Here is a 23,396-nt window from a genome sequence, read left to right as displayed (position 1 = left end):
TGCGCCGGGCTTTGATGCCCTGGTGTTCAAGGCGGCGCGCGGCATCGAAGACATTTACGAGCTGACCTACATTCGCAAGGATGGCAGCCGCTTCCCGGCCATCGTTTCGGTCACGGCACTGCGCGATGCGCAGGAAAACATCATCGGCTACCTGCTGATCGGCACCGACAACACCGCGCGCAAGCTGGCCGAAGAGGCGCTGCTCAAGGCCGGAGCGTTGCAAAGCGCCATTTTCAACAGCGCCAACTTCTCGAGTATCGCCACCGACGCCAAGGGCGTGATCCAGATTTTCAACGTCGGTGCCGAACGCATGCTGGGCTACGCTGCCGTTGACGTGATGAACAAAATCACCCCGGCTGACATCTCTGATCCGCAGGAAGTGATTGAGCGCGCCAAGACGCTGACGGCAGAACTTGGTACGCCAATCACACCCGGTTTTGAGGCCCTGGTGTTCAAGGCGGCGCGCGGCATCGAGGACATTTACGAGCTGACCTACATTCGCAAGGATGGCAGCCGTTTCCCGGCGGTGGTGTCGGTCACGGCGCTGCGCGACGATCAGGACGCCATCATCGGCTACCTGCTGATCGGCACCGACAACACCGCGCGCAAGCAAATCGAGGCAGATCAGAAACAGCTTGATCAGCGCTTGCGCGACCAGCAGTTTTACAACCGATCACTGATCGAGTCGAGCATCGACGCGATCATGACGACGAATCCATCGGGCATCATCACCGACGTCAACAAGCAAATGGAGGCACTCACCGGGTGTACCCGCGACGAGTTGATCGGTGCGCCGTTCAAAGATAAGTTCACCGACCCTGAGCGCGCCGAGGCGGCCATCAAGCTGGTGCTGGGCGAAAAAAAGGTCAGCAATTACGAGCTCACCGCGCGCGCCAGGGACGGCAAGGAAACGGTGGTGTCCTTCAATGCGAGCACCTTTTATGATCGTGACAGGAAGTTGCAGGGCGTGTTCGCCGCCGCGCGCGATGTGACAGAACGCAAACGTCTGGATGTCGAGTTGGAGGGGGCCAAATCTTTGGCGGAAAAAGCCAACCTCGCCAAATCGGATTTCCTTTCCAACATGAGCCACGAGATTCGCACACCGATGAATGCCATCATCGGCATGTCTTATCTGACGCTCAAGACCGAGCTGACACCGCGCCAGCGCGACTACATCAACAAGATACAGAGGTCCGGGCGACATCTGCTGAGCATCATCAACGACATTCTGGACTTTTCCAAGATCGAGGCCGGCAAGCTGACGGTTGAGCGCACCGAGTTTGAACTCGCCAAGGTACTCGATAACGTGGCCGCCCTGTTCTCCCAGAAAACCACAGCCAAGGGACTGGAACTGGTTTTTGACGTTGACCAGCATGTGCCAAGCCAACTGATCGGCGATCCGATGCGCTTGGGACAGATTCTGATCAACTACTGCAACAATGCGGTCAAGTTCACCGAGCGGGGGGAAATCGACATCCTGATTCGGCTCAAGGAGCAGACCGACCATGATGTGTTGCTTTATGGCGCCGTGCGCGATACCGGCATCGGCCTGTCCCAGGAGCAGATGGGGCGCTTGTTTCAGCGGTTTTCGCAGGCCGACACCTCAACCACCCGCGAATTTGGCGGCACCGGCCTGGGACTGGTCATTGCAAAAAAACTGGCCGAACTGATGGGCGGCGAGGTCGGCGTGGAAAGCGAACTCGGCAAAGGCAGCACCTTCTGGTTTACGGTGCGCCTGGATAAAGGTATTGGCCAGCAACGCAGGCGGGTGTTGTCGGGCGATCTGCAGGGCAAACGCGTGCTGGTGGTGGACGACAACCAGAACGCCCGCCTGGTGTTGGATGACCTGCTTAGCACGATGAGTTTCAGGGTGGATCAGGCGGATTCGGGATTGGCGGCCATTGAGGCGGTGGCGCAGGCCGAAGTGCAGGGCACGCCTTATGAGATCGTTTTTCTCGACTGGCAGATGCCGGGCCTGGACGGCATCGAGACCGCAGTGCGACTCAGGGCGCTGGCACTTGGCCATCCGCCGCGCATGATGATGGTGACCGCTGACGGCAGTGAAGAAGTTTTCAAAAGCGCGCAGGCCACAGGCATTGATGAGGTGCTGATCAAGCCGGTCAGTGCTTCGGTGCTGTTCGAAGGTGTGGTGCGTCTGCTTGGCGTCGTTGCGGATGGCGCTCGAACCGGTGATGACACACCAAGCGATGCTTTTACGCAACTCACCGGCATCAAGGGAGCCCGCATCCTTTTGGTAGAAGACAACGAGCTCAACCAGGAGGTTGCCGTCGACCTCCTGACGTATGCCGGATTTACCGTCGATTTGGCCGCGAATGGTCAGATCGCGTTGGAAAAGGTGAAAGTGACTGATTACGACCTCGTGCTGATGGATATGCAGATGCCGGTGATGGACGGCATCACCGCGACCCGGGAGATGCGCAAGGAGCTGCGTTTGCAGGCGCTGCCGATCGTGGCGATGACCGCCAATGCCATGCAGGGCGACCGCGACCACTGCATCGCTGCGGGTATGAACGATCATGTGGGCAAGCCGATCGAGCCCGAAACCTTGTGGTTGGCGCTGCTGAAATGGATCAAGCCGCACAGCGTAAGGCCAGCCATGGCCGCGCCCAAGTTGCTGATGGGGCCCGCTATCGACCTGCCCTCCGGCATCGACGGGCTGGACATGGTCAATGGCCTGCGCCGGGTACTTGGCAAGAAGTCCCTCTATCTCTCAATGTTGCGCAAATTTCGCGACGGCCAGAGGTCCGTGCTGTCAGAAATCCTCGCGGCGCTGAGCGCTCAGGACTGGAGTACGGCGGAACGACTCGCCCACACGCTCAAAGGTGTTTGCGGCAATGTTGGCGCCAACGGCTTACAGCAGTTGGCGGCGCTGCTGGAAGGCGCGATCAAGGAGCGCCGTGCGCGCCCGGAAGTCGATGCCCGGCTTGAGGCCTTGAAGGCCCCGCTGACCACGTTGATGGCACAACTGGACCAGCAGTTGCCCGGGGCACAGCACAAGACCATCGTCACGATCGATCCTGTCATGCTGAAGGCGGTTTGTGACAAGCTTGAGCGTCTGCTGGCCGACGACGACGCGCAGGCCAGTGATGTGCTGGAGGCGAATTCTGACCTGCTCTATGCCGCCTTCCCCAATCACTACCGCAAGATTGAGGATGCCGTCCGGTCATTCGACTTTGAAGTCGCATTGACGGCATTAAGGGCCGTCACTGGCACATCCGCCTGAAAGTGATTGCCATGGATGAACTCAATGCCACCAAAAAAGCCACCATCCTGGTGGTTGATGACACACCGGACAATGTGACCTTGATGAGTCACCTTCTGGCGGGTCTCTACAAAGTAAAAGTCGCCAACGGTGGCGAAAAGGCGCTGAAGATCGCCATGTCTGACGCGCCGCCGGACCTGATCCTGCTCGACATCATGATGCCCGGCATGGACGGCTATGAGGTCTGCCAGCGGCTCAAGTGCGACCCCAGGACGTTGAACATTCCCATCATTTTCCTCACCGCCAAGGCGGGCCTGGAGGACGAAAGGAAAGGGCTCGAACTGGGCGCGGTGGACTACATCACCAAACCGATCAGCCCGCCCATCGTGCTGGCGCGGGTGAAGAACCATCTGGCGCTCAAGGTCATGGATGACTTTTTGCGCGACAAAAACAGCTTCCTTGAGCTTGAAGTGGACAAGCGCACGCGCGAAGTCATGGCGATCCAGGACGTGACCATTCTCGCGATGGCCTCGCTCGCCGAGACGCGCGACACCGAAACCGGCAACCACATCCGGCGCACGCAGTTCTACGTCAAGGCGCTGGCTGAGCGCTTGCGTGGTCATCCGCGTTTTGCCTGGTTTCTGAGCGACAGCAACATCACCATGCTTTTCAAGTCGGCACCGCTGCACGATCTTGGCAAGGTGGGTATTCCGGATCGGATCCTGCTCAAGCCGGGCCGCTTGGAACCGGAAGAGTTCGAGATCATGAAGACACACACCACGCTCGGATACAACGCGCTCGTGCATGCCGAGGAGGCGCTGGGCATAGAGGTCGATTTTCTCTCCTTCGCCAAGACCATTGCCCTGTCGCACCAGGAAAAATGGGATGGCAGCGGCTATCCGCAGGGGCTCGCTGGCGACGACATCCCGATAGCGGCGCGCCTGATGGCGGTGGCCGATGTTTACGATGCCCTCATCAGCCGGCGCGTGTACAAAGCAGGTATGTCACACGAAAAAGCGGTGTTGATCATGAGAGAAGGCCGGGGCACACACTTCGATGCCGACATACTCGATGCCTTCCTGGATATTCAAGAGGAGTTCCGGGTCATTGCCATGCGTTTTCTCGATTCAGATGTCGATATGCTCAAGAAACAGGATTATTTGGTGCCAGCCGACGCGGCACCACCCGGAACGGTGGATTGATTATTCGCAATGCGATGACGTAGCGCATGGCCAGGGCGAAAACCAAGGCCCCCTGCCTGCGCTCAGCCGTGCCAGTACTGGATGACGGCGTTCAGCAAGTACAGGGCCAGCAGCGCCAGGCTGGACCAACTGGCGACATGCGCCACGCGCCGTGTGGGGCGGCTGGCGAGGGACACCATCACGATGCCGGTCATCAGGCAGGCCGTGACGGCCGTGGCCGCATGGACCGGCGATACCTGCGCATACAGGGGGCCTTTCACGTAGGCCACATCATCGAGCGTCAGCAGCAGCACGTCAAACAGGTTGCTGCCCAGCAAATTGCCCACCGCCATGTCCAGGGCGCCAATGCGCACGGCACCCCAGGTGGTGGCCAGTTCGGGGACAGTGGTGGCGAGGGCAATGAACAGGGTGCCGACAAAGGAGTTGCTCCAACCCATCAGTCGGGCCAGTTCGACGCCGATGATGGGCAGCCAGATGCCCGCACCGACGATCACAATGGATGCCATGCCATAACCCATCAGGGCGGACTTGAGCGGCATACCGGGTGGCTCGGTGGTCTCGATGCGCGCCTGGTGACGTTGTTCCATCACGTAAAGCGTGCGCATGGCCGCAACATAAATGCCGAGCAGCAGCACGCTGGCGACACTGATGTGACCCACGGCGGGCATCATGCCGCGCGCGCCCAGCAGCACCGCCAACCCGGCACCCGCGAGCAAGATGACGCCAAATCCGGCAGACACCATATGGCCCTGGCCCAGCCGCTGGTACAGGCTGTCCTTGCGGTAGAGGATGTCGATCAGGGCGAGGATGGCCAGATTGAACACGCAGGCGCCCAGCACATCGCCCACCGCAATATCGGGTGCCTCAGCCACTGTGACCGCGCTCAAACCGGTCACCAGTTCGGGCAGTGAGGTCACCGTGGCCAACAGGATCAGGCCCACCCAGTTGCGCGACAGGCCGGTGCGCGCGGCAATGGCGTCACCGTAACGGCTCAAACGCACGCCAGCAAAGCCGATCGCGCCGGCACACAGCACGAATTGCAGCCAGATCAGGGTGATCGGGGTCATGTTCAGGCTGGAACGTTTGATGCCCGCTTGCGGCGCCAGAGTTTTTCCAGCTCCACCACCACGCCCACCAGCGCCGCCGCGCCCAGGCAAATGCCCAACTCAATCAGGCTCAGCGGCTGGGTCTTGAAGATGGGGTTGAGTGCCGGCACGTAAATGGTGGCCATCTGCAGCACGAAAGTGAGCAGCACGGCGCCCAGCAAGGGCTTGTTGCTGCCCAGGCCCAGTTGCCACAGCGATTCACCCTCGGAGCGGATCGTCATCACATGAACCATTTGCGCCAGCGTCAGCACGGTGAACACCATGGTTTGCCAGTGGGCATGGCCGGTGGCCAGCGCCCAGGCCTGCACACCGAGGCACAGGCCGGCAATCAGCAGGCCAACGCCCAGAATGTGCTGCCACATGCCGTTGGCAAACATGCTCTCGGTGTGGGCGCGCGGCGGGCGCTGCATGATGCCGCGTTCAGCCGGTTCGGCTGCCAGTGCCAGGCCCGGCAGTCCGTCGGTGACCAGGTTGATCCACAGGATGTGGATCGGCAACAGCGGGATCGGCAGAAAAACGAGTGGCGCCAGAAACAGCGTCCAGATTTCACCCGAGTTGCTGGTCATGGTGTAGCGCACAAACTTGCGGATGTTGTCGTAAATGCGCCGACCCTCGCGCACCGCTTTCACGATGCTGGCAAAGTTGTCATCCAGCAGAATCATGCTGGCGGCCTCGCGCGCCACGTCAGTGCCGCCCTTGCCCATGGCCACGCCAATGTCGGCACGTTTCAGGGCCGGGGCATCGTTGACGCCGTCGCCGGTCATGGCCACGATCTCGCCTTGTGCCTGCAATGCCGCCACAATGCGGATTTTTTGCGCCGGGTCCACCCGCGCATAGACCTGCACTTGCGCTACGCGCTGCAGCAAGGCGGCGTCGTCCAGCGCGCTCAGGTCCTGGCCGGTCAGCACCTCGGCATCCTGGTCGGCCACGATGCCCAGGCGTCGGGCAATGGCGCGAGCCGTGGCCGGGTGGTCGCCGGTGATCATCACCGGCATGATGCCCGCGGTGATGCAGTCGCGCACGGCAGCGGCGGCCTCGGCGCGGGGTGGGTCGATCAGTGCGATCAGGCCCAGAAACTGCAGATGCTGCTCGATGCTGTCGGCCTGCAACGGGTCGGGCAGGGCGGCGTGGTCACGCCGCGCCAGCGCCAGCACGCGCAGACCCTGGGCCGCCAACGCGTCGGCCTGGTCGATCACGGCTTGGGTGTCCAGCGCGAGCGCGCCCTCGGGTGTCCATTGCGACTCGCAGCACAGCAGCACCGATTCGGGGGCGCCTTTGGTGTAGCCGGTAACCCCCTCAGCACTGGCATGCAGTGTGGTCATGCGCTTGCGCTCGGAGTCAAAGGGCAGCTCCTTCAAGCGCGGCGATTGGGCCTCTTGCGCTGCCTTGTCAATGCCGGCGGCTTGCGCTGCCACCACCAGCGCGGTCTCGGTGGGGTCGCCCTGCCAGTCGGATGCGGGGCTGGTGCCTTCGCGGGGTTGATTGCGGTGCGCATCGTTGCACAGCGTGGCAGCACGCAGGGTTTCCAGCAGCACCGGCCCCGGGGGCTGGTCGCCTGGCAGCCAGGCCTGACCCTGCGCCCAGACCAGTTCGGCATGCATTTTGTTTTGCGTCAGGGTGCCGGTTTTGTCCGAGCAAATGGTGGTGACCGAGCCCAGCGTTTCGACCGAGGGCAGGCGCTTCACCAGTGCGTTGACCGCCACCATGCGCCGCGCACCCAGCGCCAGCAACACCGACACCACGGCCGGCAGGGCTTCGGGGATGGCGGCCACGGCCAGGCTGATGGCGGTGAGCGCCATCAGCAGGGCTTGTTCGCCGCGCCAGATACCGGCGACAAAAATCACCACACAAATGCCAATCACCACCAACGCCAGGCGCTTGCCGAAGGCGGCCAGGCGCCGCTGCAGCGGGGTGGTGCGGTCTTCCGGGTCGAGCAATTGCGCCACCTTGCCGAGTTCGGTGTTCGAACCCGTGGCCACCACCAGGCCGCGCGCACGGCCATGGGTGGCGGTGGTGCCCTTGAAGGCCATGTTGAGGCGGTCACCCAGGGCGCTGTCGGCACCGCTTGACAGGGCGGCCGTGTGTTTGGCCACCGTGACCGATTCGCCGGTGAGTGCCGACTCGTCCACCTGCAGTTGCGCGCTGTGGATCAGGCGCAGGTCGGCGGGTACCTTATTGCCGGCCTCCAGCAACACAATGTCGCCCGGCACCAGATTGCTGGCGGCAACCTCCTGGGTTTGCTGGCTGCGCAGCACGGTGGCGCGGGCGGCGGCCAGTACCTTGAGTGCCGCCATGGCGCGGTCGGCGCGCCAGCTCTGCATGAATCCGATCACGGCGTTGAGCACCACAATCACCAGAATGGCCACGGTGTCGATCAGGTCGCCAATCAGGCCCGATACGACGGCGGCGGCCAGCAGCACCAACACCATGAAGTCGGTGAACTGGGCCACCAGAATGGCCAGCGGGCCGCGTTGCGCCACGCTGGGGAGTTCGTTGGGGCCATGGAGCTCCAGGCGCCGCTCGACTTCGTGGGACGCCAGTCCCTGCGCAGGGTCGACGTCGTGCTCACTGGCCAGTTCGTGCACTTCGCGCTGGTGCCAGGGACGCGGGTCGGGGTTGGCTTGGGGTGGGACCGGTGATGTTTCCATGTGTCTTCAGCGGCTCAGGTTGCGAGGTTTGCCGTCAGGCGCTGCCGGCGCTCAAGTCTGCCGCAGGTGCGAGGGTAACAGCGCCCGCAACGCCTCCAGTTGGCGCTGCAGCAGTTCGATCTGCACCAGTTGGCCCAGCAGAATCGCCACGGTGAACAAATCCAGATCAAAGTCAAGGCGCATTTTGGAGGCCGAGCGCAAGGGCGCCACCCAGCGGGCGCTGAAGGCGCGCTCGGGCGCGGCATCGGGCAGCGGCACCAGGGCGTTGTAGTCCACCAATTCATCCAGCTCGGCCGGGCTCATGCCGCAGCACTGGGCGAGTTCGGGCAGGCTGATGATCTCGGTCGTGTCGAGAATGAAGCATTCAACGGGGTCTTGGCTCATGCGGGTTCTCCTTGGGCTTGACGGTGCGCGGTTGGAAGCTTGACACCTTGGCCAGCTCCTCAAACAGCTCGTGCTCACGCGCCGACAGGCTGGCGGGCACGTCGATGTGAACCAGGGCATACAGGTCGCTGTGCGCGGCCAGGCCGCGTCCGCGCAGGCGCAGCTTGCGCCCGCTGCGCGTGCCCGGCGGAATGGTCAGCAGCACCGGGTCGTCCAGTGTGGGGACTTCAACTTCAGCGCCCAGCGCGGCTTCCCAGGGGCTCAGCATCAGGTCAAAGTACAGGTCATGGCGGTCGGGCCGAAACACCGCGTGCGGTGCCAGTTTGATCTGCAGGTAAATGTCGCCATCGGGTCCGCCGTTGCGGCCCTTGCCGCCCTGGCCGCGCAAACGCAATTTCTGGTCCTGGCAGACGCCTGGCGGAATGGTGACTTGCAAGGTGCGCTCAGCCGCGCCATCGGCCAGGGTCAGGTTGACGGTGCTGCCGCGCCGGGCGTCTTCCAGTGGAATGGTCACCGCGGTCTCGAAGTCGTTGCCCTTGAGGGGCATGGCCTGGCGCGGACGCCCCCTTTGACCCTGTCCCATGGCGGCCAGCAGATCGGCCAGGTCCAAGTCTTCGAAGGACATGCCACCCGGTGCAAAACCAGGTGCAAAGTCTTCCTGCCATTGCGGTGGCGGTTTGAACTCGGCGCCGGCCTGCGGGTGCCCCAATTCATCGTAGGCGGCACGTTTGGCGCTGTCCTTGAGGGTCGCGTAGGCTTCTCCGATGTCCTTGAAACGAAGCTCGGCGTCCGGCGACTTGGAGAGGTCAGGGTGGTGGGTGCGCGCCAGCTTGCGGTAGGCCTTTTTGATGTCATCCAGACTGGCTGTGCGCGGTACGCCCAGCGTGTCGTAGTAGTCTTTGTATTTCATGGTGCATTCAGTTTGCAGGCCGGCTCACCGCACTGCGTTGCGTTTGCGCAAGAAATGTTATCGTGTCTCGCTGAAAATTTGCCAGGCTGACAAGAACATGGCCGCGATCAGCGGGCCCAAAATAAACCCGTTGATACCGAAGACGGCCATGCCGCCCACGGTGGTGATCATCACCACGTAGTCGGGCATGCGGGTGTCTTTGCCCACCAGGATCGGGCGTAGCAGGTTGTCCACCAGGCCAATCACCAGCACCCCGTAGGCCATGAGTGCCAGGCCCTGCCACAGTGCGCCGGTCACCAGGAAATACAGGGCCACCGGTCCCCAGACGAGCGCTGCACCAATGGCAGGCAAAAGCGAAAAAGCCGCCATCAACACCGCCCACAACAAGGCACCGCTGACGCCCAGGGCCCAGAATGCCAGGCCACCCAGGGCGCCCTGGATCAGCGCCACCAGCAAATTTCCCTTGACAGTGGCACGCACCACGGTGGCAAACTTGTGCCATAGTTTTTGCCGGTGCACCGGGGCCAGCGGAATCATGCGCCCGATGGCGCGCACGGTGCTGTCGCCGTCGCGGATCAAAAAGAAGGCGAGGTAGAGCGAAATGCCCAGGCTGATGACAAATTCGAAGGTGTTTTGCCCGATGTTGAACACCTGGGTGGCGGCAAATTGCGAACCTTGCGCCAGCGAAGCCGTCAATCGGCGTTGCAGCGTGGGAAAGTTGACCAGACCAAAGCGGTCAAGGATGGCGCCCACCCAGTCCGGTAGCCGGTTGAAAGCACGGTGGAAATACAGCGCCGGATTGATGTCGCCCGATTGCAGGCCCTGGTACAACCAGGCCGCTTCCCGCGCCAGCAGCACCATCACCAGGGTCAGCGGCAAAATGACCATCAGCACAATCACCGTCAGCGTTCCGATCGCGGCCAACGTGCGCCGGTGACCGATCCGAGGCAGCAGCCAGCGGTTGAATGGGGTGAACAACAACGACAAAATGAGCCCCCACATGATGGCCGCATAAAACGGCAGCAAGATGCTGCCCAGCGCCACCGAGACGGCGACGAGCAGCAACAAAAGCGCCCAGTTTTCCCGCGTCGTGGCGTGCTCGCTGGCGCTTGCGGGTTCAAAGTTGGCCATGGGGATTACGGTTTTTCCCGGACAGCGAGTGCCTTGACGAGGGGTGGCACCAGCGCGCCCAGCAGGGCCGACACCGGCACCCAGCGCCAGACCTTGATGCGCACCAGCAGGGCACCCACCAACGCGGTACCCACAACCGACGCCAAGGGTCGGTTTTGAGCCAGGGTGGTGACGACGCCATAAGCTGTTTTTGCCATCAGTCCGATGTGCGATCCGCCCACTGGGTGGCTGCCCTGGCCCAGGGCCTGACGCAATCGGTCGCGCGACTGCGTCAAGCGGTCACAGGCGGTTTGTGTGTTGTTCATGGTGCTCTGGCTGCGCGCAGCATGGCTTTGTCGGCACGGATTTGTGCGCGCATCAGGTCAAACAAGGGAGGGGTGCCATTTTTCTTCGCCAGCGGCCAGCACACCGCGGCCACCGCCAGCGGCACCATGGGTGTGACCAGCAATAGCCAGCTTGCCTGCATCGGGCTGGGCGGTAGCATGGCCCACAGCATGAGCGCCATGCCCGCCAGAATGGCTGCCGAAAATAAACTGCAGAGGGTGATGGCGCGCCAGATGGCCCAGCGTTGCAGGGCAGCGCGCGCTTCGCCCATCTCCTCGGTAAAAAGCGCGCCGTAGGCTTGCGCGTGGTCGGCCAGCAATTGCGGCCGGGCCAGCAACAGTTCAAGCAGGGGATGCATGGACGACCAATGCGGTTTTAGTGCTGGCTGCGCGAACGGCTGATCAGGTTGATCAATGCCATCAGGGCGGCCCCCGTGGCGGCTGCCATCAGCATGGCCTTGACCGGCTCGTGCTGGATGTAGTGCACGGTATTGTCGGAGGCATGCTCGGCCTTGACGCGCACTTGGTGCGAGGTGTGGCGCACGCCTTCCAGCGCGCTGCTGGCCAGTTGCTGGCCTGTTTTGGCGACCTGCTCTGCGGCGTGGGTGGCCTGGTCAATCAGGGCGTTGGTCATTTCAGCGGGTTTGTTGTTGAACATGGGAGTGCTTTCGAAGTTGATGAAGGTAAAGGTGACGGGGTTTCGGCCTGCAAGGCCATTCAGCGCTTTTTGATCACGCCAAAGAGAAAGCTGGCAATCGCCAGCACAAGAAAGATGAAGAAAAGCGTCTTGGCGATGCTGACGGCACCGGCAGCAATGCCGCCGAAGCCAAACAGGGCCGCAATCAAGGCGATGACAAAAAATACGACGGCGTAGTGCAGCATGAAAGGTTCCTGGTGAAAGGCCCTGTGGCCTTGATGAACCCCAATTTAAGGGCATCGGGGCAGCCGGGTCTGTTCGCCATCGCACATACCCGGGGCCCTGTGGCCAGGGCTTTCCACCGAACCTGTCACAGATGCTTTATCGGCCCCTGGCAGTGCCCCGTTTTTTTCCGAGCACCACCAGGGCAATGCCGCCCAGAATCGCCACCGAGGTCAGTGCCAGGCGCATGGTGATCGGTTCGTGCAGGAAGGCGACACCTGCCAGCGCGGCAAGCACGGGCACGCTCAATTGAACCGACGCTGCGCTTGTCATCGTCAAGCCACGCAAGGCCGTGTACCAGACCGCGTAGCCGACACCGGAGGCCAGCGCGCCAGACAACACTGCGTACCACAGGCCCGTGCCGTCCAGGTTTTGCCGCGCCAGCAGGACGACACCCAGCAGCACGGACAGCAAGGAGGCCCGCAAGAAATTGCCGGCTGTGGCGCTGGTGGGGTCACGCACGCCGCGCCCGCGCAATGAGTAAACGCCCCAGGCGACGCCGGAAGCCAGCATCAACAAGGCGCTGCCCAGTGGCGGGGCAGTCAAGCCGGGCAGCAGCACCGCAACGAGTCCGGCCACTGCCAGCAACAAGCCCAGCATCTGGCGCCCGCTGAGCCGTTCGCCAGACCAGAGTCCGGCCAAAATCATGGTGGCTTGAACGGCGCCGAACAGCAGCAAGGCACCGGTGCCGGTAGCAAGCTTCACGTAGGCAAATGAAAATGCGCCTGCATAAACAAACAAGGCCAATGCCGAGGTCCAATTGCCACCCAGCGCGGGTTGGGGGTCGCTTGTTTTGCCTGCCGCTGGCGTCAACAGTTGCCGAAAATAAACCAGCAATATCAGCATCAGGGCGCCCGACAACAAGCGTACGGCTGTGAAACTGGCCGCATCGATGCCGGTATGGCTCAGGGCAAGACGGCAAAGCACCGAATTGCCGGCAAAGGCCAGCATGGCCAGCAAGGTGAGCAGCGCCGTCATGGCATTCGGTTAAATTACTCCGTCAAACATCATGACGCTGACCTCATCGCCCACGGCCACGTTGCCTTGCGCGTGGTGCAGCACGATGAGGCCGTTGGCCTGCACCATGGAGCTGAGCACGCCCGAGCCCTGGTTGCCGGTGATGGCCACTTGCAGCGTGCCGTCGGATGCCGTGCTGACGATGCCGCGCTGGTATTCGGTGCGGCCGGGTTTCTTGCGGATGGCTTCGGTGCTTCGGGCTTTGAGCAGCGGCGGCGCGCTGCGGCTGCAGCCCATCATCTGAAGCAGGGCAGGGCGGACAAAGGCCAGAAAAGTCACCATCACAGCGACCGGGTTGCCGGGCAGGCCAAACAGCACGGTGGGTTTGGGGTCGAGAATGCGGCCCACGGCCATGGGCCGCCCCGGGCGCATGGCAATCTTCCAGAAAGCCACGTCACCGAGTTTCTTCATCATGGCCTTGGTGTAGTCGGCCTCGCCCACGCTGACACCCCCGCTGGTGATGATGGCGTCGGCTTGCAGGGCGGCTTGCACAAATGCGGCTTCAAGTACTTCGGGCTGGTCGCGCACCACGCCCATGTCGATCACTTCGCAGCCCAGGCGGGTCAGCAGGCCAAACACGGTATAGCGGTTGCTATCAAAGACCGCGCCTTCGCGCGGCGGCTCACCCAGGCTCAGGATTTCGTCTCCGGTCGAAAAATAAGCCACTTTGAGGCGACGCAGCACCGGGATGCTTGGGATGCCGAGGCTGGCCACCAGTCCCAGGGCAGCCGGGGTGAGCAGCTCACCCTTGTGCAGCGCCGGCTGGCCTTGCATCAGGTCTTCGCCCAGGCAGCGGCGGTTGTCGCCGGCTTGCAGCAGTTTGGCTGGAATGGTGACCTGGTCGCCGACCACCGTGGTGAACTCTTGCGGTACCACGGTGTCCAGACCGGCGGGCATGATGGCCCCGGTCATGATCTTGACACACTCACCCGGCTGCACCGTGCCGCCCCAGGCTTTGCCCGCCAGCGCGGTACCGATGACTTTCAGGCTCAGCGGTGCGTCAAGCGTGAGCTGGGCGCCGTCAAAGGCGTAACCGTCCATGGCTGAGTTGTCGTGCGGTGGCACGCTGATGGGGCTGATGAGGTCGGCCGCCAGCACGCGCCCGAGCGCATTGAAAATGTCAACCTGTTCAACGTCGGTGACCGGTTCCACCAACTGGGTCAAAAAACTGTTGACCATGTCGGCGCTCAGGGCCTGCGGGTCGTAGCCGGCGAGTTCGCTGGCAATTTGCTCCAGCGTTTTCATGTGGCACGGTTTTCCAGTTGTTGCAGTTCAGCCAGGGTGTTGGCGTTGAAAAAGGCCTGCGGGTCGTCGCCGGGCGCATCAAACGCCACCACGGCAGTCGGGTGCAGGGCGGTCCAGGCGTCGATCTTGCGGCCGCCGTCCTGGGTAAAGCGCACCAGACTCTCCAGCAGCTCGGTGCGCAGCAGGCAAAACACCGGCTGGGTGCGAACCTGGAGGGTGCCGTCCTTGCCGGCCTCGGGGGCCGCTGCCATGGCAATGTCGGCGTCCTCGGCCTCCAGCGCCGCCGCCAGGCGCTGCGCCAGGTCCAGCGGCAGCAGCGGCGTGTCGCAGGGCACGGTCAGCAGGTAAGGGGTTTCGCAGCGCTCCAGGCCGGTCAGAAAACCCGCCAGGGGGCCGGCGTAATCAGCCAGCACATCGGGCCAGACCGCCACGCCGAACGACTCGTAAGCGGCCAGGTTGCGGTTGGCGTTGATCATGATCTCGCCCACCCCACCGCTGATCTGCAGGCGCGTCAGGGTGTGCAGCGCCAGCGGCATGCCATTGAAATTTTGCAGGCCCTTGTCGACCCCGCCCATGCGCGAACCGCGCCCGCCCGCCAGGATGAGAGCGGTGATGTCTGATGCGTTGATCATTTAGCCTCCGATGTAGCTCATTTCCACCCGTTTGACCGGGGCGCCCGAATCAAAGGGCATCTTGCTGCGCTGTTCGGAATAATTGTCATCCCTGTCCTTCCAGATGTGGCCGATGGCGCTGGCCAACTCGGCGTCCGAGGCGGTGCCGCGCACCAGGCTGCGCAGGTCGTAGCCCTGGCTGGCAAACAGGCACAGGTACAACTGGCCCTCGGTCGACAGGCGCGCGCGGTTGCATTCGCCGCAAAAGGCCTGGGTCACGCTGCTGATCACGCCAATTTCACCGGCCGCCTTGTCGTGCCGGCCTTGTGCGTCGGCATAACCCCAGCGCGAGGCGGTTTCGCCCGGGTTGCTTGGCTCCAGGGGCACCAGCGGCAGCTCCGACTGGATCAGCCGCACCACCTCAGCAGACGGCATGACCTCGTTCATGCGCCAGCCATTGGTGGCGCCCACGTCCATGTACTCGATGAAGCGCAGCACCATGCCGCTGCCCTTGAAATAACGCGCCATCGGCAGAATTTCCTGCTCGTTGGTGCCGCGCTTGACCACCATGTTGATCTTGATCGGCCCCAAGCCGACGGCGCGTGCCGCTTCGATGCCTTCAAGCACGTCGGCCACCGGAAAATCGACATCGTTCATGCTGCGAAAGACCGCGTCGTCGAGGCCGTCCAGGCTCACCGTGACGCGTTGCAGCCCGGCATCTTTCAAAGCCCTGGCCTTGCGCGCCAACAGCGAGCCGTTGGTGGTCAGCGTCAGATCCAGTGGCTGACCCTCGGGCGTGCGCAAGGCGGCGAGTTGTTCAACCAGTTGTTCGAGGTTTTTGCGCAGCAGCGGCTCACCGCCGGTCAAGCGAATCTTTTGCACGCCATGCGCCACGAAGACCCGCGCCATGCGGGTGATTTCCTCAAAACTCAGCAGGTCGGCGTGTTTGAGGTAAGGGTAGTCGGTGCCAAAAATCTCTTTGGGCATGCAGTAGTTGCAGCGAAAGTTGCAGCGGTCGGTGACGCTGATGCGCAGATCGCGCAAGGAGCGTCCACGGGTGTCGGCCAGCAAGCCGTTGGCGTCCAGGCGCCTGGCAAGATCAAAGCTTGCAGCGGGCACGGCCAGGCCATGGGGCCGCACATCCATCAGCGGGATGACGCGGTGTGTGTCTCGATCAGTCATTGTGTTCATGCAGGCAGGGGCCTCAAGTGGTGACGAATTTTGGCATGAATCGGACTGCCGCAAAATCGCCCCGGTGTTGTTGTCCCTCTTTGACGTGCGTCTGTACTGCCTGGGTCAGAACGCTGGTTGAATCAATTTGGCGTAAGTCATGATGCGGGATTTGTCACGCTGCTGGACCGAACTTTGCAGGACCGATTGACGACACCCCTCAGCGCACGGTTTTTAACGGTTCTTTGTCAGCAACGCAGCTTTACCAGTCTTAGGATTTCAGACCATGGCTTCATCTTGATGGCCAGTTGCAGTCGGTCACGAGTGACCGTTTTGGAGTCACCAAAATTCAAGTAACCGAAGTGCCAGACAGCAGACGGGTACCGACACCCGCTTGGTGCCCGTTTCGGGCATCGACGATCAAGGCGCTATTTTCTGCATTGCATCGTTCAGTTGGCGTAGGTAAGACAGTCACTCGAACGGAAGATTGAAGTTCTTGACCTGAGCGCAATGGGTTGAATGACCATTCAGCCACGTGATGACTCAAAGCATCGTGACGGTGCCCAGTCAAACCAACGAAGTCCATGCCATAAACCTGCTGCGCCCAGGTGTCCGCCACAAAGCAAGGACAAGAAACACGTTGTAGGGCAAGGTCGCAAAATGCACCATGGCAGCGACCCAAAGTTCACCGCCTTGCGCAGCAATCATCAGTGCAATGAACCCGGTGAACAGGTTGATGACGCTGCCGACGATCATCATGTCACGCCAATAAAGCTGGTTCAAATTCACTTCGCCACGCCACCGACTTCCAAAATACCCGGCTGCCTGAGACGTCTCTACCACAAAACCTGGCGCTGTTGTCACGATCTGTCTGCCTTGTTGCTCAACACGGTTTCAATGCACATGCTGGTGATGCGCATCGGGCACATGGGCATGGCTGTGCCGCACTTCCTCGTGATGATGCAAGTGGGAATGCGTGCCGATGACCGTCGGGTTGTGGAGATGGTTATGGTGACCGTCCGAATGGTCATGGGCGTGCTCATGGTCCATGGTCTCATGAACGTGCGCATGTCCATGGATTTCGGCAAGGTGCAGTGCGACACCGCACAGCATCAACACGCCACCCACCATCATCAGTCCGCCTGCTGAGCGGTCCCCCAGCGCAAATGCGAAAACCGCGCCAATAAAGGGCGCAAAAGCAAATACAGATCCGGTACGGGCCGCGCCAAATGCACGCTGAGCCAACAAGTACAGTCTCAAGCTCACACCATACCCGGTTGCGCCCACTGCAAGCAAGCCCAATGCCGCCATCCAACTGGGCAAGGGTTCATTGCTAAACCAGGCTAAAAAGGTGGTCAAGGTCGCACCCAGCGCCGCCTTGAGCATCACCACCTGGCTGGGGTCGCGCTCGGCAAGCGCCCGCGACAGGGTGTTGTCCACACCCCAGGCTGCGGTGGCCAGCATGACGACCAGCAGGCCCATCAATTGCACACCGCCCGCCAGTCCTTGATCCAGTACCAAGGCCATGCCACCGGCCAGCAGCAACAGCATGGCGAGCCAGACCCGTCGGTCCATGCTTTCGCCGTAGAGGCGCCAGGCCAATAGGGCGGTAAAAAGCGCTTCCAGCGTGAGCATGAGGGAAGCACTGGCGCCACTGGTGCGTTGCAGTCCCCAGGCCAGGGCGACCGGCCCAATGACGGCGCCAAAGAGTGCCATGGCCAGCAGCCGACCCGTGTCAGAGCGCCGCACCCGCGCTTCTTGTTCCTTGGGGCGCAGTGAGAATGCGCCCACCAGCGCGGCGCCACCATAGAGCAAGGCCGCTGTACTGAATGCACCCAGACCCACACCAAGCCTTTGCACCAAGGGTGTGCTGATGCCAAAGAGGGCCGCCGCCATCAGGGCCAGCAGCCCACCTCGAATGGCCGGAGCGTTACTTGACACGTTTGATGGCGCTGTATTCACCGCGCGTGCGCAGCACAAGTTGCACATCAGCCTCGCCACGGTTGCGCCAGTACCAGCCATGGTTACCCGTGAATGCAGCGATCAGATCGCCGTCATCGGAAGAGACTGCGCGGCCTTTCTCGTAGCTGATCGATCGGCCGATGCTGTCGCCATGGGTGTCATAGTTGACCATGCCACCTTCCACAGCCCAGGCGAAGACGGTTTTTTCGCCTTCCTTCATGCGCATCTTGACTTCCATGCCTTCACCAGGTTTCAGGGTGAAGCTCATTTCATCACGCCAGGAAGATGGTTGCGCTGCGGCAGCAACAGGGGTAGCTTCAGGTGTGGCAGTCTGAAAGGTGGGGCTGGCGGGTTGCGGATTGCTGACTGTGATGCCTGCGATTGAAGGTTCAGCCGCGGGCTTTTGACCTGCGGTTTCGACGGCTGCTTCAGCCGCGAGTCTTGCTTTGATTTGGCCCATCTCTGTCAGTCGCAGTACACGGCCCACCCCAGTGGGATCAATGCCGTATTCGGCCGGCTGAACAACGGTCACCAGGATGACTGCGGCAGAAAGAGCCGCCAAAATGGTCGAGCGCATCAGCTTCCTGGAGGAAGGCAGTTCAGCGCGAAGCGTAGTTTCACTGTTGTACATGGTCAAAATTCCTTGGGTGTTCAGGACACAAAAAAACCGGTCAATTGGAGACCCACCAGCAAGAAGCCGGCGGACATCATGACCACATTGGCGGTGTAGGCATGTCGTAAAAAGCTGGCTGTGCGTCGCCAGTAGCTCATGCCGATCAAGATGACGGCCAAGGCCATCAACTGGCCGATTTCAACGCCCAGATTGAAGGCGAGCAGGTTAGGCACCAGGCCGTCGGGCGAAATCTCGTATTCAAGGATTTTGGTAGCCAGACCAAAACCATGGAACAGGCCAAACACCAGCGTGGCCATTTTGGTGTTGGGCTGGAAACCCAGCCAGCGCTGGAAGGCGCCGATGTTGTCGAGTGCCTTGTAGACTACCGAAAAACCGATGATCGCGTCGATCAGGTAGCTGCTGAACTGGACGTTGAAGTAGACGCCCAGGACCATGGTCGTGGAGTGGCCCAACGCAAAAAGGCTCACGTAGATGCCGATATGCGACAGTCGATAGAGGAAGAAGATCACCCCGAAGAGGAACAGGAGGTGGTCGTATCCCGTCATCATGTGTTTGGCACCCAGATACACGAAGGGCAGCAGGTTGACCCCCGATATTTCCTGGATATAGCCTTTGTCACCCTGAGTGACCGCATGGGCCAGGGCTTCGGTGGTGCCGAGCAGCAGCGATATAAAAATCGCTGCCAAGAAAAAGAGATGGTGGTGCCGAATCGCCCATGGCGGTCCCGGCAGCCTGCCGTAAGGTGAGCTGTTCATGAAGATTCCGGTGGATTGAGGGAGGCGCTACTTTGGGGAGCGCAGGACCAGAGGGAATCTCAAGCCATGGGAGGGCGTTCCAGCCGGAACGCCTCCACCAACTCGACCCACTGGCGAGCAGTGACTGGCCGGCTGGCTGCCATTGAAATGGCGATCGTCATCGCACTGAACGGTACGTGCGATTTGTCGTGGCTGTGGTCTGCACCATGGTGCGCATGATCAGCACCCGCATCTGAAAAGGAGGGCTTGGCGTCATCGTCGTCATGCGAGTGTCCGTGCGCATTGACCGAATTACCATCAACGTTGTGTTGGCCTGCTGCGAATTCGGCCAGGCCGTGAGACATCACGCCACCCATCGAAGAGATGAAGGCGCCGACGAGCATTCCCAATAGGATCAGCGCGCACACGCCCAGGGTAAACCTGGAGTGGCGCTGAACGGGAAAGGCGCTGCGTGGGTGCATTGAGGGGATGGGCTGCTTGAATAATTTTTGTGATTTTATCTGGATCATTGTTTTGATGGCTTGGCGGGGCTGCTTGGTAATGAACGGCGCCATGCCCTCGACGAATTCAAGGAAATTACGCACTGCCCGTGATAGTGCGTGTTTTTTTACCGCATTTAACTTATGTAATGCGGGGGGGGGGGGAGGGTTGAATGACAGTACATGAACGCCCCCTATGTCAAGCTCTCAATTCGTTCTGACTCAAAGGTAAAGATTGCACCAGTACATTCGGACTCTTAGTGTGACTTTTGGTCACGGTCCCTGATGGGATTCGCTGGTTGGTTCCCCATAGCTTTCGCGCACTTTGATGTGCTCTGACATTCTCGGGATTGTCCAACCACGGTCTTACCTGTCTTGCCATCACTTGATGATTGCTTGAGCAATCGGTAGTTCAGTTTCCCCCTGTCAATTCTCGTTGTCTTACTTTCCTTGCCGACCCGACTACACACCCACAGTCTCACGGGTGTAGTCAGGTCGGAACTCTCGATCATGTGTCAGCAACGCCCACACAATGCGGGCATTCTTGTTGGCCAGCGCCACGGCTGCCACGTTGTTATTACGTCGGCTCACGATTCCATTGATCCATTTGCACGTTGGATTGGTTTTATCTTTACCGTTGTAAATGACTGAGCGCGCCCCATGAATCAGAAGAGACCGCAGGTATGTGGCACCGCTCGATACGGTCTTTGTGCTGGCAATGCGAAGCCAGCGCGAATCAGGGTACAAAAATAACAGTTGAATAAAAAAACCCGCCGAGGCGGGTTCTTATCGGGCTGGCTTCCGCTTAGCCGCCGTGGATTTTCATCATCACCGGCACGATCAGCAGCGCCACGATGTTGATGATCTTGATCAGCGGGTTGATGGCCGGGCCGGCGGTGTCCTTGTAGGGGTCGCCCACGGTGTCGCCGGTCACGGCGGCCTTGTGCGCCTCCGATCCCTTGCCGCCAAAGTTGCCGTCTTCAATGTACTTCTTGGCATTGTCCCAGGCACCGCCGCCGGTGCACATGGAGATGGCCACAAACAGACCGGTCACGATGGTGCCCATCAGCAGGCCACCCAAAGCCGCCGGGCCGAGGATCAGGCCGACCAGGATCGGCACCACCACCGGCAACAGGCTCGGAATCATCATTTCCTTGATGGCCGCGGTGGTCAGCATGTCGACCGCGGTGTCGTATTCCGGCTTGCCGGTGCCGTCCATGATGCCCTTGATGTCGCGGAACTGGCGGCGCACTTCCACCACCACGGCGCCGGCTGCGCGGCCCACGGCTTCCATCGCCATGGCACCGAACAGGTAGGGAATCAGGCCGCCAATGAAGAGGCCGATGATGACCATCGGGTTGCTCAGGTCGAAGGTGATGTGGCTGCCATAGGCGTCGAGCTTGTGGGTGTAGTCGGCAAACAGCACCAGGGCCGCCAGGCCGGCCGAGCCAATCGCGTAACCCTTGGTGACAGCCTTGGTGGTGTTGCCCACCGCATCCAGCGGGTCGGTGATGTCGCGCACGCTCTTGGGCATCTCGCTCATTTCGGCAATGCCACCGGCGTTGTCGGTGATGGGGCCGTAGGCGTCGAGCGCCACCACAATACCCGCCATGCTGAGCATGGAGGTGGCGGCGATGGCAATGCCGTACAGGCCGGCCAGTGCGAAAGCGGTGTAAATGGCCACGCAGACAAACAGCACCGGCCAGGCGGTGGAGCGCATTGACACACCCAGGCCGGCAATGATGTTGGTGCCGTGGCCGGTGGTGGACGCTTCGGCGATGTGCTTCACCGGCGGGTACTGGGTGCCGGTGTAGTACTCGGTGATCACCACCAGCGCGGCCGTCAGCACCAGACCGACAGCGCAGGCGCCAAACAAGCGCATCTGGGTGCCGCTGGCCATGATGGCATCGTCTGGCATCAGCCATTGGGTGACGAAGAAGAAGGCAATCAGCGACAGGCCACCAGCCACAGCCAGGCCTTTGTACAGCGCCGGCATCACGTTCCTCATGCCGGGTGACGCCTTGACAAAGAAGCAGCCAATGATGGATGCCACGATCGACACCGCGCCAAGCGCCAGCGGGTACACCACGGCGTTCATGCTGGCGCCGGTGACCAGCAGGGCGCCCAGCACCATGGTGGCAATCAGCGTGACGGCGTAGGTTTCAAACAGGTCAGCGGCCATGCCGGCGCAGTCACCCACGTTGTCGCCCACGTTGTCGGCGATCACGGCCGGGTTGCGCGGGTCGTCTTCCGGAATGCCGGCTTCGACCTTGCCCACCAGGTCGGCGCCGACATCAGCGCCCTTGGTGAAAATGCCGCCGCCGAGCCGGGCGAAGATGGAGATCAGCGAGGAGCCGAAGGCAAAACCGATCAGCGGGTTGAGCAGTTGCGCCAGATTTTTGTCGGGCGTCAGGTTGCCGTTACCGACCAGGAACCAGAAGAACCCGGTGACGCCCAGCAGCCCCAGGCCCACCACCAGCATGCCGGTGATGGCGCCGCCGCGGAAGGCCACGTCCAGCGCCGGGCCAATGCCTTTGGTGGCGGCCTGCGCCGTGCGCACGTTGGCACGCACCGACACGTTCATGCCAATGAAGCCGCAGGCGCCGGAGAGCACCGCGCCGACCACAAAGCCGACCGCGCTTAAGGAGTCCAGAAATACCGCAATCAGCACCGCCAGAACCACGCCGACCATGGCAATGGTTTTGTACTGTCGTGCCAAATAGGCTGCCGCACCGGTCTGAATGGCGGCGGCGATTTCCTGCATGCGGGCGTTGCCCGCGTCCTGGGAAAGAATCCAGCTACGGGCCCAAAAGCCATAGCCGACGGCGATCAAGCCGCAGATGAGCGCCAAGATCAGCGCTGAGTTGCCTGTCATAGAAGAATCTCCAGTTTGTTGTTTCGCGAGATGGTGGTGCAACGCATGTCGGCATCACCGCTGCGTTGCTTCCTCACCGTGTGCCTCTTGGTGTGTGACAAGAGTGATTGGCCAACCGGGGCACTGTAACGCCAAAACATCGGCTTTTTTGAAATTCGCAAGTGGTGAGTAAGTAAAATCAGGGTTAATCCCGACAGTTTCTGACCCAACTCAAATCCCAAACCAACATAAGGCGACAAGCATGTCTTTAGATAACGTCACTCCCGGTAAAAATGCGCCCGAGCAATTCAACGTGATCATCGAAATCCCGATGAACGCCGACCCGGTGAAATACGAGGTCGATCATGAAACCCACGCCATTTTTGTCGATCGCTTCATGAGCACAGCGATGCATTACCCGACCAACTACGGCTATGTGCCGCAAACCATCAGCGGTGACGGCGACCCGGTGGATGTGCTGGTGATCACCCCCGTGCCGCTGATTCCCGGTGTCGTGGTGACTTGCCGCGCCATTGGCATTTTGAAGATGGAAGATGAAGCCGGCATGGACGGCAAGGTGCTGGCCGTGCCCATCGACAAGATTTTGTCGCTGTACACCCGCTGGCAAAAACCTGAAGATCTGCAACCGCTGCGCTTGAAGACCATCGCCCACTTCTTTGAGCACTACAAGGACCTCGAAGCCAACAAATGGGTCAAAATTTTGGGTTGGGAAGGTCCAGAGTCTGCCAAACAGGAAATTCTGGACGGCATTGCCAATTACCAGGCTTCGCTAAAGTAAGCAGCTTCGACCCCCCACAAAGGG

At 61.2% G+C, this 23,396-nt stretch carries 22 protein-coding genes and 1 pseudogene; 3 read left to right on the top strand and 20 right to left on the bottom strand.

All coding sequences use genetic code 11. The features are described from left to right. Together Q7U49_RS00725 and Q7U49_RS00720 are read left to right on the top strand one after the other, a co-directional pair. The coding region (locus tag Q7U49_RS00725) for a response regulator (RefSeq protein WP_304761769.1) at positions 1-3,244 on the top strand (3,244 nt) is incomplete at its 5' end. An 11-nt stretch (positions 3,245-3,255) separates the two neighbouring features. Further along, positions 3,256-4,425 carry a two-component system response regulator gene (locus Q7U49_RS00720; RefSeq protein WP_304761767.1) on the top strand — a complete coding sequence of 390 codons (1,170 nt, stop codon included), beginning with the start codon at positions 3,256-3,258 and terminating at the stop codon, positions 4,423-4,425. A 62-nt stretch (positions 4,426-4,487) separates the two neighbouring features. Here Q7U49_RS00720 and Q7U49_RS00715 read toward each other — a convergent pair whose 3' ends face one another. The 20 genes and pseudogenes from Q7U49_RS00715 to Q7U49_RS00620 form a co-directional block, all read right to left on the bottom strand. Next, positions 4,488-5,492 carry a sodium:calcium antiporter gene (locus Q7U49_RS00715; RefSeq protein WP_304761765.1) on the bottom strand — a complete coding sequence of 335 codons (1,005 nt, stop codon included), beginning with the start codon at positions 5,490-5,492 and terminating at the stop codon, positions 4,488-4,490. A 2-nt stretch (positions 5,493-5,494) separates the two neighbouring features. Continuing rightward, the gene (locus tag Q7U49_RS00710; protein WP_304761763.1) at positions 5,495-8,179 is read right to left on the bottom strand and encodes a cation-translocating P-type ATPase; all 2,685 of its coding nucleotides are present in this window, start codon (positions 8,177-8,179) and stop codon (positions 5,495-5,497) included. 51 nt (positions 8,180-8,230) lie between these two features. Further along, positions 8,231-8,563, bottom strand: coding sequence for a chaperone modulator CbpM (locus Q7U49_RS00705; protein WP_304761761.1), 333 nt, complete (start codon positions 8,561-8,563; stop codon positions 8,231-8,233). Continuing rightward, positions 8,544-9,473: a J domain-containing protein gene (locus Q7U49_RS00700; RefSeq protein WP_304761760.1), complete on the bottom strand. Its 930-nt coding sequence runs from the start codon at positions 9,471-9,473 to the stop codon at positions 8,544-8,546. The genes Q7U49_RS00705 and Q7U49_RS00700 overlap by 20 nt, the downstream gene beginning before the upstream one ends. Before the next feature lie 57 nt (positions 9,474-9,530). Next, positions 9,531-10,604 (bottom strand): AI-2E family transporter, encoded by a 1,074-nt coding sequence (locus tag Q7U49_RS00695; protein WP_304761758.1) that lies wholly within the window; start codon positions 10,602-10,604, stop codon positions 9,531-9,533. 5 nt (positions 10,605-10,609) lie between these two features. Then, positions 10,610-10,909, bottom strand: coding sequence for a hypothetical protein (locus Q7U49_RS00690; RefSeq protein WP_304761756.1), 300 nt, complete (start codon positions 10,907-10,909; stop codon positions 10,610-10,612). Beyond that, the gene (locus Q7U49_RS00685; protein WP_304761754.1) at positions 10,906-11,286 is read right to left on the bottom strand and encodes a hypothetical protein; all 381 of its coding nucleotides are present in this window, start codon (positions 11,284-11,286) and stop codon (positions 10,906-10,908) included. The genes Q7U49_RS00690 and Q7U49_RS00685 overlap by 4 nt, the downstream gene beginning before the upstream one ends. Positions 11,287-11,303: 17 nt before the next feature. Further along, a complete protein-coding gene (locus tag Q7U49_RS00680; RefSeq protein ID WP_304761752.1) occupies positions 11,304-11,585 on the bottom strand; it encodes a hypothetical protein in 282 nt (93 codons plus the stop codon). A gap of 59 nt (positions 11,586-11,644) precedes the next feature. Further along, entirely contained in the window at positions 11,645-11,809 is a 165-nt protein-coding gene (locus Q7U49_RS00675; RefSeq protein WP_304761750.1) for a DUF1328 domain-containing protein, read from the bottom strand. A gap of 136 nt (positions 11,810-11,945) precedes the next feature. Next, entirely contained in the window at positions 11,946-12,824 is an 879-nt protein-coding gene (locus Q7U49_RS00670) for a DMT family transporter (RefSeq protein WP_304761748.1), read from the bottom strand. A 9-nt stretch (positions 12,825-12,833) separates the two neighbouring features. Beyond that, positions 12,834-14,108, bottom strand: coding sequence for a gephyrin-like molybdotransferase Glp (gene glp / locus Q7U49_RS00665; RefSeq protein ID WP_304761746.1), 1,275 nt, complete (start codon positions 14,106-14,108; stop codon positions 12,834-12,836). Further along, the gene (mobA, locus tag Q7U49_RS00660; protein WP_304761744.1) at positions 14,105-14,740 is read right to left on the bottom strand and encodes a molybdenum cofactor guanylyltransferase MobA; all 636 of its coding nucleotides are present in this window, start codon (positions 14,738-14,740) and stop codon (positions 14,105-14,107) included. Before mobA ends, glp begins: the two co-directional genes overlap by 4 nt. Then, a complete protein-coding gene (gene moaA / locus Q7U49_RS00655) occupies positions 14,741-15,901 on the bottom strand; it encodes a GTP 3',8-cyclase MoaA (protein WP_304761742.1) in 1,161 nt (386 codons plus the stop codon). It lies immediately after the preceding gene. Positions 15,902-16,456: 555 nt separating this feature from the next. Then, a complete protein-coding gene (locus Q7U49_RS00650) occupies positions 16,457-16,753 on the bottom strand; it encodes a hypothetical protein (RefSeq protein WP_304761740.1) in 297 nt (98 codons plus the stop codon). Positions 16,754-16,783: 30 nt separating this feature from the next. After that, the gene (locus Q7U49_RS00645; RefSeq protein ID WP_304761738.1) at positions 16,784-17,830 is read right to left on the bottom strand and encodes a DMT family transporter; all 1,047 of its coding nucleotides are present in this window, start codon (positions 17,828-17,830) and stop codon (positions 16,784-16,786) included. Further along, positions 17,820-18,482 (bottom strand): transmembrane anchor protein, encoded by a 663-nt coding sequence (locus tag Q7U49_RS00640; RefSeq protein ID WP_304761736.1) that lies wholly within the window; start codon positions 18,480-18,482, stop codon positions 17,820-17,822. Before Q7U49_RS00640 ends, Q7U49_RS00645 begins: the two co-directional genes overlap by 11 nt. Positions 18,483-18,502: 20 nt before the next feature. Beyond that, a complete protein-coding gene (locus Q7U49_RS00635) occupies positions 18,503-19,240 on the bottom strand; it encodes a HupE/UreJ family protein (protein WP_305235988.1) in 738 nt (245 codons plus the stop codon). Positions 19,241-19,299: 59 nt separating this feature from the next. Beyond that, positions 19,300-19,824: a hypothetical protein gene (locus tag Q7U49_RS00630; protein ID WP_304761734.1), complete on the bottom strand. Its 525-nt coding sequence runs from the start codon at positions 19,822-19,824 to the stop codon at positions 19,300-19,302. A 357-nt stretch (positions 19,825-20,181) separates the two neighbouring features. Continuing rightward, a pseudogene (locus Q7U49_RS00625) lies at positions 20,182-20,412 on the bottom strand (IS110 family transposase); the annotation flags it as partial. Between the two features lie 112 nt (positions 20,413-20,524). Continuing rightward, the gene (locus Q7U49_RS00620) at positions 20,525-22,594 is read right to left on the bottom strand and encodes a sodium-translocating pyrophosphatase (protein WP_304761732.1); all 2,070 of its coding nucleotides are present in this window, start codon (positions 22,592-22,594) and stop codon (positions 20,525-20,527) included. Between the two features lie 241 nt (positions 22,595-22,835). On the opposite strand from Q7U49_RS00620, the gene ppa reads away from it, so the two are divergent. After that, positions 22,836-23,372, top strand: coding sequence for an inorganic diphosphatase (gene ppa, locus Q7U49_RS00615; protein ID WP_304761730.1), 537 nt, complete (start codon positions 22,836-22,838; stop codon positions 23,370-23,372). Positions 23,373-23,396 lie beyond the last annotated feature (24 nt).

The sequence above is a fragment of the Rhodoferax sp. genome, from assembly GCF_030653815.1.
Classification (GTDB): Bacteria; Pseudomonadota; Gammaproteobacteria; order Burkholderiales; family Burkholderiaceae_C; genus Rhodoferax.
The sequence above is the reverse complement of the archived record's forward strand: the minus strand, read 5'-3'. Positions and strand labels throughout refer to the sequence as shown.